This is a genomic window from Luteolibacter sp. LG18 (genome assembly GCF_036322585.1).
GTDB lineage: Bacteria > Verrucomicrobiota > Verrucomicrobiia > Verrucomicrobiales > Akkermansiaceae > Luteolibacter.
In genome coordinates, this window is the sequence record NZ_AP024600.1 from 2088696 (window position 1) to 2102114 (window position 13419).

A 13419-nucleotide genomic window follows, 5' to 3' on the forward strand; every position below is an offset into this window, starting at 1 on the left:
CGGCCACCGCCGTTCGGTTGGAGCCCTTTCCTTGAAACGGGGTGTTGTGCGCCGGGAGGCGGATCGGCATAGTCCGCCCCATGGTGCGGAAACCGCTCTATCGTTCGCTCTATTTCCAGGTCCTCGCGGCGATCGCGATTGGCGTGCTGCTGGGGCATTTCAATCCCGAGAAGGGGATGGCGATGAAACCGGTGGGGGACGGCTTCATCAAGCTGATCAAGATGATCATCGCGCCGGTGATCTTCTGCACCGTGGTGACCGGGATCGCCGGGATGGAGGACATGAAGAAGGTCGGGAAGACCGGCGGGCTGGCGCTGCTCTACTTCGAGATCGTCAGCACCGTGGCGCTCATCCTTGGGCTGGTGGTGGTGAACGTCGTCCGGCCGGGGGAGGGGATGAACGTGAACGTCGCCACTCTCAAGACCGATGGGCTGGAAGCCTACATCGGGCCGGGGAAGATGCTGAACACCACGGACTTCATCCTCAATGTCATCCCGAACACGATCTTCGACGCCTTTGCCAAGGGCGAGGTCCTGCAGGTGCTGCTGATCGCCCTCCTGTTCGGCTTCGCCCTGCACCGGCTGGGCGGGCGGGAAACGCTGGTCTATCAGCTCATCGACAAGACCTCGCAGGTGCTTTTCGGCATCGTCGGCATGATCATGAAGCTGGCTCCGATCGGGGCCTTCGGCGCGATGGCCTTCACGGTGGGCAAGAGCGGGGTCGGCACGCTGCTGTCGCTGGGCAAGCTGATGGGCTCGTTCTACGCCACCTGCCTGCTGTTCATTTTCGTGGTGCTCGGCCTGATCGCCCGGACGCATGGCTTCTCGATCTGGAAGTTCCTTCGCTACATCCGCGAGGAGCTGCTCATCGTGCTGGGCACCTCGTCCTCCGAATCCGCGCTGCCGCGGATGATCGCGAAGATGGAGAACCTCGGCGCGAAGAAGTCCGTGGTGGGGCTGGTGATCCCCACCGGCTATTCCTTCAACCTGGATGGTACTTCCATCTACATGACGATGGCGGCCGTGTTCATCGCCCAGGCGACGAACACCCCGATGGACCTCACCCACCAGCTCACGCTGCTGGGTGTGCTGCTGCTGACTTCGAAAGGTGCCGCGGGAGTGACCGGCGCTGGCTTCATCGTGCTGGCGGCGTCCATTTCGGCGGTCGGCCACATGCCGGTGGAAGGGCTGGCGCTGATCCTGGGGATCGACCGCTTCATGTCCGAAGCCCGCGCGCTGACGAACATCATCGGCAACGGCGTGGCGACCGTGGTGGTGGCGGGATGGACCGGGGATTTGGACAAGGACCAGATGGCCCGGGTGCTGGATGGCGGAGTGGCTGAAAATGCCGGGGACTTGGATGCAGAGCCGTCTTGAAAGGGATGGGCGTGGAAACAGGATGTGGCCACATGGAGCCGAGCATACGGGTGTTTCAGTTTTGGGGCGGGCTCTGCGTGGCGGCATTTTGCCGACACCACCGTTTTGGTCATCGGTTCATCGACGAGCTGGTGTATCATCATGTGGAGCTCCTGCGTGCCCCGGATCTCCCGGCATGGGATATTGCCGGCGCGAGACTCGCGATCACGGGAAGAGGGGATGCGCCTCCACAAGAGGTGCTTGGGATCATTCCCACGGAATTGGGAGACGACTTTCACCGGTTGATCGAATGTGCCACCGAGATCGGCATCGTGGATCTCTATGGTGCTGCCACCGATCACCCGTCACGATTCCTCCTGAAATGCCTGGAGGTTCTCGACAAGCATGGCATCCCGAAACCTCGGGAGATCACTTGCCCCTTGCCCGCGATCGTGGGTTTCGGCGAGGCGCTGGGAGAGGAGGCATTCCGGAATGCCGTCGGTCGAGATTCCCTCCCGGGTGACGAGGAATGATCGCAACAAAACGGCCGGGATTCCTCCCGGCCGTCATGGTTTCAGAATGGTGTAAAGGGGCGCTTACTTCTTCCCCTTCGGGTCGAGGTTGGCCTGCATTTCGGCGTCGGTCGGGGTCTTGGAGGGCACGCCCTTGGCCGGGACCTCGAGGCCGGAGATCCAGACGATGGAGTTCAGCACCACGCGGCGGAAGTCGTCGTTCTGCCAGTTCTTGTGGAAGTGGCCGCCGGTGAAGCCGAAGGAGCGGCCCTTGCCCACGGCGTCCGGGCGCTCATAGACCCACATCATGTGCTGCGGCTCCTTGCGCTCCAGCACGGCGGCACGGACTTCCGGGTTGCCTTCGTGCGGGCCGTCCTTGCGGGTGAGCGTGTCCGGACCGGGCAGGGCGGTGAGGATCGGGGTCACGCCCGCCATCTTGTCGCGGAAGCGCATGTGGTAGTACCACTCGTCGAGCATGCTGAAGTTGTTGATGCCGCGGGTGACGGCGTGCTTCGGCAGGGTGTAGGAGGCGTTCCAGTGCGGGTTCACCGACCAGTCGCTCTCGAAGTAGCCGCCGAGGAGGTCGAGGAACGTGTTGCCGGGCTCGCCCTTCGGGATTTCCACGGCGTAGTGGATGCAGCCGATGCCGACGCCGGACTTGGCGAAGGTCTTGAGGGCTTCGAGCTGCTTGATGGCCGGGTGACCGCCACCGCCGTCCGAGTAGATGACGATCGCGGAGGCTCCGTCGAAGACGGAGGCGTCCTGCGGCCAGCCGTTGTCCACGACCTTCGCCTCGACCGGCAGGCCGCTTTTGTTGAGCTGGTCGGCCAGCAGCATGCAGCCCGCGCGGTGTTCGTGCTCACCGGGAGGATGGCTGGGACGACCGGCGACGAAGACGATCTTCTTCTTGGCGTCCTCGGCCTTCGCCACGGTGGCGAAGGGGAGCAGCGCGGTGACCGCGCCGGCGATGGCGAGCAGGGAGTTTCTCAGGTGCATGAATGGAACTGGTATGGAGGAAGGATTACGTGGCAATTGGCGAAATATTACCCGACTTTTTGGCCGTATTCTGAAACGGTGCGGTGGGCATGCAGGCCTCGCTCCCGGGGATCGACCCGGCGGCCCTCCGCCTCCAGCCACTCGCCGAGGCGGGCAATGATGACCTCCTGATCGAGCGCGGGGCTGCACGAGAAAATGTCCACGGCGGCGAAGCGGTGCTCCGGCCAGGTGTGGATGGCCACGTGGCTCTCCGCGATCACCACCACCCCGCTCAGACCGTGGGGGCTGAACTGGTGGAAAATGTCCGTCACGTAGGTGCCTCCGGCGGTGGCGATGGCCTCCAGCATGGCCGTGCGCAGGCCGTCGCCATCGGTGAGGCGGGCGAGGTCGCACTCGTGGAAGTCGATCAGGGTGTGCCAGGCGAGGGTCATGGGAGAAGTTTCAACTATCAGATTTGGGATTTCAGACAGCCAGAATCCCGCGGGCGGCCTCGTTTCCCCAGTGGCAGGCTTCCTCGAAGATGGACAGCCCGCTCATGTCGCTGTGGGCGAAACGGATCCGGCCGAGCGGATCGCGCATCCGGGCACGGGCTTCGCCGTGGATCACGCCGGGGAGGGGGCGGGCCATGGCGTGGCCCCACAGCCAGACATCGAGGTGGGTGAGGTGGTCGCGGATCTCCGGGTGGGGGCGCTCGAGGTCATCGAGGATTCCCTCGCACCAGTCGGCGTAGGAGGTTTCCAGCGCCTCTTTGCGGGCCTCGGCGGGCGACAGGTGATCGAGCGGCTGGTAGTAGGTGATGACGGTGGGGCCCTGCGCCGGGTAGAGGCTCTGGTGGGTGGCCACCACGTAGCCGAGCGCCGGGCTGTCGCGGAGGACATTGTCCCAGGTTTCCGAGAGCGGTTGGCGGAGGGTGAGGTTCGCCACCATCCACGGGGAATAGTCGGGGACAGGGGAGGAGGCGAGTTCCGGGATGAGGTGTTTCGCGATGAAGCGCGGGGCGGCGCAGACGATATCCTTCGCTTGCCAAGCGCGGCGTGTGCCGGTGGCGGCCTCGATGGCTTCGACCCGGCCGTCCGGCGTGAGCCGGGTGACGAGGTGGCCTGTTAGAATGTCGCCGTCGAGTTGTTCCCGCAGGCGGTTCACGATCCAGCCATTGCCCTCCGGCCAGGTGAAAAGCTCCTGCGAATCCCGCGCAGCGAAATAGTGGATGCCCGCCCACGCGGAAACCAGTGCGATGCCCGCCCCGTAGTCGTCGCGGCAGCCGTAGTCGATGTGCCACAGCAGTTCGCTGCTGGTGAAGTCCTCGCGCTTCAACCACTCCGCCATGGTGATGCCATCGAACGCGGTGAACTCGGGATCGCGCGAGCTGTGTTCCACCGGAATGGCGAAGGCGCGCTTGCCGTCGCTGCCACGGCGGGACTTGTAGGTCTCCATCAGGGCGAAGAAGCGTTCGATCTGCTGGCGATCATCCGGGGAGATCCCATACGATGGCACGATGCCGTCCTGCCAATGGCCGCGGATCCACAACCGCTCGGAGGGATCGTGGCAGAAGGTTTCCTCCTTCCACGCGCCGGGGCGGCCAAGGCCGAGCTCCGCGAGCAGCGTGCAGACGTCGGTCATGTCCGCGGATGGCACCGGCACGTAGTGGGCGCCCCAAGGGTAGGCGGAGGTGGTATTGCGGCCGCTGGTGGCATTGCCGCCGATGTTGGCATCCAGCTCGATTACCTTCACGCGGCGCCCCGCTTGCTTCAACCGCAGCGCGGCGATCAAGCCGGACATGCCGCCGCCGGCGACGATCACGTCCGCGGTTTCGGCCTGCACCGGCGGTCCGGTCATCGCCTGTCGGAGCAGGTGACCGGTCTGGTGCGATGCGCCGACGATGCCGCCGGTCCATCCATTCCCTCCACTTGTCCGGGAACTCCGGCCGCACGCGCCGAGCGCAAGCGATCCGGCGAGAAACGCGCGGCGGCTGAAGCGGTTATTCATAGCGCCCCCATTCCTCCTCGAAGTGGCGGACCAGGACCTGGTTGTTCAGGCGGTTCACGCCCGCGGGCACCACCGACATGTCCGGCGGAAACCGGAAGCACTGCACCAGCGTGTCCGGCGTGAGATAGCGCAGGCCCTCCGGCAGCGCGTGCGGCGCGCCATCCGCCAGCGTCGCCGGTTCCGGAGAGGCGAGGATGAACCCCCATTCGCCGAACGACGGCACATAAACGTGGTAGGGTGCGGTGCCGTAGCCGCAGGCGCGCAGCGTTTCATCCACGCACCAGAACGACTTCCGCGCGGCTAGAGGCGAGGTGCATTGGATCGAGATCAGCGCGGAGGGCGAGAGCACGTTACGGAGCTTCTCGTAGAATGCGGTCGAGTAGAGCTTGCCGATCGAGAAGTTCGAGGGGTCTGGGAAGTCGATGATCGCGGCATCGAATTTCAATCCACGCTTAGCGGCGGTCTCCAGCCAGGTGAATGCGTCGGCGTTTTCGACGTGGAGTTTTGGCGAAGTGAGCGACCCGGCATTGAGCGCGGTGAGCACCGGCTGTCGGGAAAACAGCCGGGTCATCTCCGCGTCGAGGTCCACCAGCGTGATGCTCTCCACCGCCGGGTAGCGCAGGATCTCCCGCGCTGCCAGACCATCGCCGCCACCGAGCACCAGCACCTGTTTCGGCTTCTCGATCCGGGACAGCACCGGATGCACCAGCGTTTCATGGTAGCGGTATTCGTCGCGGGAGCTGAACTGGAGGTTGCCGTTCAGGTAGAGCCGCAGGTCGTCGCGATGGCGGGTGAGGATCAACCGCTGGTACGGGCTGCTGTGCGCGAAGATGATGTTCTCGTTGTAGGCGGAGCGTTCGGCCCACGCCTGCCAGCGGTCGGCCCCGGCGAAACCCGCGGCGAGCAACAGCACCGAGAGAATGCCGCCGAGCCACAGCATCCGCTGGCGCTCCAGGCTGGAGCGCAGGAAATGCAGCGCCAGCAGCCCGACGCCCGCGTTGAGCAGGCCGAACAAGAACGACGAGCGCACCAGCCCGAGCTTCGGCACCAGCACCAGCGGGAACAACAGCGAGGCGGCCAGCGCGCCGATGTAGTCGAGCGACAGTACCCGCGACACCAGATCCTCGAACTTCAACTGGTCCTTCAGCAGGCGCAGCAGCAGCGGGATCTCCAGCCCGACCAGCGCTCCGGTGAGAAACACCAGCCCGTAGAGCAACACCCGGAACGACGCCACCTGGTCGAACAGCGCGAACAACAGCAGCGCTGAAAATCCCCCGATCAACCCGATCAGGAACTCCACCCGGATGAAGGTGGCGAGCACCTTCTCCTTCACGAACTTCGACAGCCACGAGCCCACGCCCATGGCGAAGAGATAGACGCCGATCACCGTCGAGAACTGCGTGACCGAGTCGCCCAGCAGGTAGGACGCCAGCGTGCCGGCGATCAGCTCGTAGATCAGCCCGCAGGTGGCGATGGTGAACACCGACGCCAGCAGCAGCAGGCGCATGCCGCGCGAATCCATGGGCGGCTCAATGGATCGCCGCGGCGATGATGATGCAGATCCCCAGGCCCACGCCGGCGACGACGATGGCGAGCGAGAGATTCTTCTGCTCGATCAGCTCCTTCCAGAGATCATACGGGGTGAGCTTGTCCACGATGATGAAGGACAGGCAGAAGATGATGATGCCGATGATCGAGTAGAGCAGGGAGGCGACGACGTCCTTCAGGTTGATGAGGTCCATGGCGGGCGATTATTTGTGGTGGAAGCCGGAACCATGTCCGGACGAGGAAAACAGGCGGGCGGGGGACATCGTGTGGACGAGGCTCCAGCCGCGGGAATTGGCGACGAAGAGGTAACCGGCGGCGGCCGCCGACCAGGCGAGGTAGACGAGGTGTTTCATCGGCGGCTCATGAGGTGAAATCGCTTTCGCTCCAGCGGCGGTTCTCGAAGGAGAAATTCCGGAACTTCGCCCACAACGGCCACACCCAGATGGCCAGCAGGCAGAGGAAGAAGTTCGACCAGAACACGCCGCCGCGTTTCAGAGTGACGTGGAAGGGCATCTTCGCCAGCGCGGGATCGGCATCCGGCGCGAGCTGGAGGTGGTAGCGCCCGGGCGGCACGCCGGGGATGTCGCTGCCCGCTCTCTGACTGCCTTCGGTCCAGTTGCCATCGTCGTAGCCGTGGTAGTACTCCACCGCGATGTCGGCGGGATAGGCCTGGCCAGTGGCCTCGTTGACGAGATCGGCGTCGAGGCCGATCCATGAATTGTCCACCGCGGCCTCGGCTTCGATCCGGGCCGGGCTTTGGCCGCCATCGAGCTCGAACGACGGCGACACCAGCGCGGGCATCGGCGGCGCGCCCGCGGCGGGTTTCTCGTAGCTGAAGTCCTGGTTGAACACCACTTTCTGGCCTGCTCCGCGCATGCCGAGAACCTGGATTGCCACCAGGATGGCGGTGGCAATCAGGGCATAGCGGCTCAGCGCCGGGGCCCGCGCCGTCCACGGGTTCGGCTGGTTGAGATAGATGCCGGAGGCGGATGGCAGGTTCTTCATCCCGAACGCCGCGCCCACCTCGTCACTGGAAAGATACTCCCCCTCCGACCATGTCACCTCCTCAAGCTCCGGATAAATCTCGGAGGACAGGATGCGCGGCGGATCGACATAGTCCGCCACCGTCGATTTCTCGCCGATGCGCACCCGCCAGTAGAACTCGCCCGCCACCGCGACCACCATCGATTCCTCGCGGGAGAAGAGCTTGTAGCGACGGCCTTCGAACACCGGCGAAATCGCGTCCGGTGATTCCAGCACCCGGCGCATGAAATTCCAGTGGCCGTTCCATTCCGTCAGCCACGCGAAACCCTGCCACGGATTGTAGAGCAGCCCTTCGGTCCATTGGGAATACGGATCACGGCGCTTCACGCAGCCGAGGATTTCCCACTCCACGCCTTTCAACGTCCCACGTGTACCGAGCGGCAACGGCGGATTCTCCAACCGCGAGGCCGCGTCGATCTTCTGCGCCACCGCCACCTTGCTGCCCTTCGCATCGAGCAGCGTGCCGCAGTGGCCGCACACCAGGCTCTGGGTCAAGCCGGCGGCCTTCACCTGGATCACGCCGCCGCAGGCCGGGCAACCGACTGCCTCGGAATTGCGCTTCTCCACCGGCACTGGCTCGCCGTTCCAGCCCGGCACCGGGCGCAGGCCCTCCCACGTGATTTCCTCCGGCTGGGCGGACACGCCGAAGAAAAACCGCGTCTCGCCGTCGTCCTGCTCCAGCCCCGCGAACTTCCGCCCCGGCCCGGTCAGGTCGATCCCCACCCATTCGTCGTTCGGCTTCGCGACGAACGGCAGCTCGCCTTCCCCGGCGATCACGCGGGTCTTCTTGTGATCCGTCTTCCGGTAGGCGTCCTGCCCGATCGCGATCGTCGAGTCGGGCCCCAGCATCGCGATCTTGTCGAACTTGAAGCCCGGCGGCACCGGCGCGGCCTCCGAGATCAGGAAAAAGCCCTGCGTCTCCGCGATCCAGCCGTAGCGGTCGCCGCCGAAGTCCGCGTACCACTCGTTCCACGTGCCATCCGTCCAGCCGACGCGCAGCCGCCCCATCAGCCGGAATCCCCGCCCGTTGTGCGTGCCGCGCGCGCCGATCTGCAGCGGGGTCACGTCCGGCGGCAGCTCGGCCATCTTGCCGATCGTCTCGACCGACGCGTCCTTCCGCACCACCATCGACTGGCAATGCTGGCACACGGCGAACACCGCCCCCGGTGTTTCAAAGGGAACCGGTGCCCCGCACTGTGGACAATCGAACTGGCGCATTTTCATCCAGTCTGGAGGGTTTTTCCGTTAGGGCCAATGATAAAAGGGTGACCAAGGAGTAGGGACATTCCTGTCCCGTCTTTTTATATTAGCCAGCAAAGCTGGGTAGCTTTTCAAAACGGGACAGGAATGTCCCTACTCCTTGCTAGAGCGCAGCGGCCCGGTCCAAAGTCTCCTGCTCGAAATCCCCCTTGTCCCCGGACTCCAGCATCTCCCGCAGCACCGGCCGCACGTCCTCCAGCCACGGATCCTCCAGCAGCCTCGGCAACAACCTCCGGTCATAATCCGTGAGTGGCACCGGCTCCGCCTTCAGGCGGCGGTGCATCTTCCACGGCGTCACCTCCCGCGGCGCGATCGACCGCAGTTTCGCCAGGATGTGGAAACCCGCTGGATCCGTGTCGCCGAAATGGAACAACGGCAGCTCCGGCGGCAGCAGCTCCAGCACTCGCCGCAATCCACGCGTCGGAAACGCGCAGGCCGCCATCAACTCCCCACCCTCGGCATTCCGTGCTGCCAGCCGTCGCAGGGTCGTCTTCGAATTCTCGACCGTCAGGAAACGCGTGGCCGGAGTGGTGATCCGCTCCGCCCGAGCCAGATCCTCATCGAGATGATACGTGCCGCGAATGGCATCGATCGGCTGCGACGTCCCATCCGCGAAATGCAGGCACAACGGCCCCGCGAGCTGGACCCGGTTCTCCGACGCGATGATGCCGAGCTCGGTGAGCGCCATCGGCTGCCCGAAAAACGACGACACCGCGGCTTCGGCGACATGCTGGCGACGCTCGATCACTTTCGAATCAAATCCCATCGCCACACTCGCCTCGCGGATCAAGGTGCCCGCCGACCATTCACGCGAAGTCAGACCATGGGCGAGACACAGGATTTCCTCCACCGATTCCGGAGATCGCCAGCGGAACGGACGCGGTGATTTTCCTTCGGTGAAAGCCGCGGCGATGGACGCACACCATTTCGCCCACGCGTTGCGATCCGGATGGTCGAGCTCCGCAGCCCGGGCCACATGGGCCAAGGAGTTCGCCAACAAATCCCCCGGTGAGGCTGTGGAAAATAAACCGCGCAGCCACCCTTCCGAATTCAACGGCACGATCACGCGCTCGATGAAACGGGAACGGTAGTATTTCAGCGCCAGCCGTCCCGCCTTCACCAATGCCGCGGCCTCGCGTTCCGCCGTCGCCACATCCTCCCCCCGCCGGACGTCCGCATCCTCCAGCAGCTTGTTCCAATCCCGCGCGAACGGCCGCGCGCGCCCGCCCAGCCGTTTCCCCCGCGCCGCCAGCCATTGGCGGTGCAGCTCGATGAGCCAGGGAGAAGTGGCGTAAGTTTCCAACTTGCGCATGGGTGCGGCGGATTGTTCGGGACAGTTCGACCGTCCCATTCAATCTCCGCCGCTCCCGCCCACAAGCAGGAATGCATGTGCGACTACGCCAGCGCCTCCGCGAGCTTCTCCCGGTCCACCTTCACGCACCAGTTCTCGATGTTCGTCACGGTGCCGCTGCGGTCGTCGTAGGCCCGCTCGACACGTGCCTGCACCACGGTCTCCGCATGCTGGATCATCGTCGGCAGGCGGTCCTCCGGGAAGGCCATGATGAGTTGGAGTCCGAAGTTCCGCGCCAGCGCGAGGCAGGCGTCGATGCGGTCTCCGGACAGCTTCGAGAAGGCCTCGTCCATGATCACCACGCCGAGGTTGCGGCGCTCCTCCCTACGGCCGATGTCATAGACGCGCTGGAAGGCCGCGAGCATCGCCACGAAGAAGGGCGCCTGGTTCTCGCCACCGCTCTGCTTCTTCGCGCTCTTGTTGAGCGAAATGGCCGCGCCCTCGCCCTTGCCGGCGGGCATCGCCTGGATGTCCCAGTGGTGGTAGTAACGGTAGTCGAGGGCCTTCTGGTGGCGCGGGTCCTCGGCGTTCTCGATGGCGGTCATCAGCGCCTCCTTGGCGCGCTCGATGTCCTCCTTGCCGCCCGCGGCGAAAAGCTCCAGCCCGGGGTTGAGCCCCTTGTCCACCAGCGTCCAGATCGCGCTGTGACTGCGGTCCGCCCGCATCGAAAGCTGGTAGCGCCAGCCGCCGATGTCGTGGTCCATCGCGCGGTTCAGCTCGCGCTTGGTGCGCTCCGCCTCGTCGAGCTTCTCCTTGAGCACGTCGAGCACCTGGTGCTGGAGACGTTCCTCCCACTCGCGGCGGGCATCCTCCGCGGCGATCCGGAAACGTTCGAGCTCGTGCTCCTCCAGCTCCCTACGGCGGGCATCGTAGCGGTCGTTGGATTCGTCCGCGGGATCGAAGACCTCGGCGGTTTCCGGGTGCTTCTCCGCCAGCGCGCGGCGTTCCAGGTCGCGCAGGTCGCGGGCCTTGTCGGCGTCGTGGCGGCTGGTGTCCGCCACCAGGCGGGTGGCTTCGATCCGCTGCGACCACTTCGGGAACTGGCCGCACAGCGAGTCGATCTTCTCCGTGATCTCCGCCTCGCGGATACCCTCCAACAGTTCGCGGCTGAGCTGGCGCGCGTGCAGCACGGACCGCTCCTCCTCCTCCGCACTGGCGATGGAATCGAGCAGCTCGCGCTCCTGTTGCGAGAACTTCGAAAGCGTGGCGTCGAGACGGCCGATGCGCTCGATCACCCCGTGGAAGGTCTTCTCCAGCACGCGCAGCTTCTCCACCGTTTCCTCGCGCTCCGGCGTGGCCAGCAGGCGGATCGTTTCATCGAGCTGCTGCGCCTCCTTCTTCAGGCGCGGGAGCTGGTGCAGGCCGGAGGTGCCCGCCGGCGGGTCAGCCTTGTCGAGATGCCACTCCTGGCCGCGGTGCAGCCACATCCTCCAGTCGTCGCGCGAACGCTTCAGGCGGGACAGCTCCTCGCGGACTTCTTCAAGTTCATCCTCGCGCATCGACCGCAGGCGGCGCAGGCCTTCCTCGCCGATCGTGAATTCCTTCGAGGGCTGGAGGTGAACGCGCAGCGGCGGGTCCTTCAGCCAGCCATCCTTCGAAAACGCGCGCGGGTGCTTGTCGAGCTGCCGCGCTTTCTCCACCGCCACCAGATCGCCGAAGAGATGCTGGAGGTAGGCTCCGGCCGAGGTGTTCTGCGTCGAGAAAAGCTCCGCCACCGAGCCTGCCTTCGGGTCGCGCTTCGCACCGAGTTCGCTGAGGTTCACCACCGGTTCGTCGATGTGGCCGAGACGCTGCGCCTGGTCCCACGCCGCGGTGAAGTCCTCCGCGAGCACCGCCTGGCGGTTCGGCCCGAGCAGCGTTTCGAGCAGCGGCCACCAGGCTTCCGCCTCCGGCTTCACCTCGATCACGCGGCCGAGCGCGACCGCCCGCTGTCCGCGCGAACGCAGCGCGTCGAGCAGTGGCGATGGTGCGGCGCTGCCCTTGCGGTCGAGGTCGTCGAGATCGCGCTGGAGACGGGCCTCCCGCGCTTCGAGTTCACGAAGCCGTTCCTCCAGCGGACGGAGCTGGTCCATCCCTTCGTTCACCAGCAGTTGATAGATGCGCGTCATCCGCGCGGCGGCATCGAGCGCGGGCGCTTCGTCCACGCCCTGCATCTGGCCTAGCCAACCTTCCGCGGGTTCCGGTTCCTGCAAGCCGAGTTCGGTCGCGTGCTTCAGCCACAGCTTCCAATGCTGCGTCCGTTCGTGGAGGAACTGCCGGGCCACCTTCGCCGCTTCCTTGAGCGCGTCGATTTCGCGGGTGAGTTCGTCCCGGCGGCTGCGGTTCTGGGCGAGGTGGGCGATCTGCGAGTCATTGCCCGCCACCAGGCGCACGGCGGCGAGCTGTTGGTCGAGCTCGTTGCGCTCGGCCACCGCGGACTCGTAGTCGGCCTTCTGCTCGGAGTTCTGGAGCCGCAGTTGATCCACCTTGGTGCGGCGCGTCGTCAGCGTTTCCAGCTTCTCCTCGTGAAGGAGCGCGTCCTTCAGGTGGGAGAACAGGCGCGCCTCGCGCCGGGCCTCGTGATACGCGAGGTGCTGCTCGCAGATCCGGCTCAGCCGCTGGTGCTGGTCATGCATCGTCTCCAGCCGCTCCTGCGCGCGGCGGTGCGCGTCCACGCTGGAGCGGACCGTCTTCACGTCCGGCAATCCCGGCTCGAGCAGGTAGTCGCGGATGAATTTCTCGAAGCTGTCGACCGGCTGGAACGCCATCGAGTTCGGCAGCGTTTTGTTCATCTGAGGGCGGTCGAAGCCCAGGTGCGAACGCGATGCCATTTCCTCCAGGTAGCTCGCCTGGCGGTCCCACACCTCGCCCTCGAGATCGCGGCGGACGTGCACGCGGAATTCCTCCTCGGAGAGGAACGAGATCGAGTCATCCAACAATTGCTGGGCGAGGAAATCGTCCTTCTCCAGACGACCCGGCACAGTGAACCACAGCGTGCGCGGTTTCGCCGTCGGGCCTTCGTATTCGATGCGCGCGCCCCATGTCTCGCGGCGCGGTTCGTCCTCATCCGCCTTCTTCGGCCACGCGAACTCCAGCGCCGCCAGCGTCACGCCGCTCGGGCGCAGGAACCGCTCCTGGCCGTCCTTGCCCACCGTGTTGGTGTCGCACAGACAGTAGCCGCGCAGCGTGCGACCGCTGCCCGCGCCAGCGGCGGCCTTGTTGAAGCGGCTGAGCGATTCGCCCAGCATCACGAACTGAAGCAGGTCGAGCAACGCGCTCTTCCCGGAGCCGTTCGCACCGGTGATGAGCGTGAGGCCGGAGACGTCGATGAACTGGCGGTAGCCGTACCAGTTCACGGCGATGATGCGGCTGAGATGAACCCTCATGG

The 13419-nt window shown here is 65.3% G+C and carries 11 protein-coding genes; 2 read left to right on the forward strand and 9 right to left on the reverse strand.

Features of this window, described 5'->3' with window-relative positions:
- Positions 1-80 precede the first annotated feature (80 nt).
- Positions 81-1376, forward strand: a complete 1296-nt coding sequence (locus llg_RS08730) for a dicarboxylate/amino acid:cation symporter (RefSeq protein WP_338289400.1) — start codon at positions 81-83, stop codon at positions 1374-1376.
- A gap of 32 nt (positions 1377-1408) precedes the next feature.
- Positions 1409-1888 carry a hypothetical protein gene (locus llg_RS08735; RefSeq protein ID WP_338289401.1) on the forward strand — a complete coding sequence of 160 codons (480 nt, stop codon included), beginning with the start codon at positions 1409-1411 and terminating at the stop codon, positions 1886-1888.
- A gap of 63 nt (positions 1889-1951) precedes the next feature.
- Here the strand turns inward: llg_RS08735 and llg_RS08740 are convergent, their stop codons facing one another.
- From llg_RS08740 to llg_RS08780, 9 genes are all read right to left on the reverse strand, one after another.
- Positions 1952-2863, reverse strand: a complete 912-nt coding sequence (locus llg_RS08740) for a ThuA domain-containing protein (RefSeq protein ID WP_338289402.1) — start codon at positions 2861-2863, stop codon at positions 1952-1954.
- Positions 2864-2910: 47 nt separating this feature from the next.
- On the reverse strand, positions 2911-3294 hold the full coding sequence (speD, locus tag llg_RS08745) for an adenosylmethionine decarboxylase (protein WP_338289403.1): 384 nt from the start codon (positions 3292-3294) through the stop codon (positions 2911-2913).
- Between the two features lie 31 nt (positions 3295-3325).
- Positions 3326-4849: an FAD-dependent oxidoreductase gene (locus tag llg_RS08750; RefSeq protein WP_338289405.1), complete on the reverse strand. Its 1524-nt coding sequence runs from the start codon at positions 4847-4849 to the stop codon at positions 3326-3328.
- Positions 4842-6371 carry a polyamine aminopropyltransferase gene (locus tag llg_RS08755; protein ID WP_338289407.1) on the reverse strand — a complete coding sequence of 510 codons (1530 nt, stop codon included), beginning with the start codon at positions 6369-6371 and terminating at the stop codon, positions 4842-4844. The genes llg_RS08750 and llg_RS08755 overlap by 8 nt, the downstream gene beginning before the upstream one ends.
- A gap of 7 nt (positions 6372-6378) precedes the next feature.
- Positions 6379-6591, reverse strand: coding sequence for a DUF350 domain-containing protein (locus llg_RS08760; RefSeq protein ID WP_338289409.1), 213 nt, complete (start codon positions 6589-6591; stop codon positions 6379-6381).
- A gap of 9 nt (positions 6592-6600) precedes the next feature.
- The gene (locus llg_RS08765) at positions 6601-6750 is read right to left on the reverse strand and encodes a hypothetical protein (RefSeq protein WP_338289411.1); all 150 of its coding nucleotides are present in this window, start codon (positions 6748-6750) and stop codon (positions 6601-6603) included.
- Positions 6751-6757: 7 nt separating this feature from the next.
- Positions 6758-8665: a DUF4178 domain-containing protein gene (locus llg_RS08770; RefSeq protein ID WP_338289412.1), complete on the reverse strand. Its 1908-nt coding sequence runs from the start codon at positions 8663-8665 to the stop codon at positions 6758-6760.
- A 139-nt stretch (positions 8666-8804) separates the two neighbouring features.
- Complete coding sequence (locus llg_RS08775) at positions 8805-10013, reverse strand: Wadjet anti-phage system protein JetD domain-containing protein (RefSeq protein WP_338289413.1); 1209 nt, start codon at positions 10011-10013, stop codon at positions 8805-8807.
- An 83-nt stretch (positions 10014-10096) separates the two neighbouring features.
- On the reverse strand, positions 10097-13417 hold the full coding sequence (locus tag llg_RS08780; protein WP_338289414.1) for an SbcC/MukB-like Walker B domain-containing protein: 3321 nt from the start codon (positions 13415-13417) through the stop codon (positions 10097-10099).
- Positions 13418-13419: the final 2 nt, after the last annotated feature.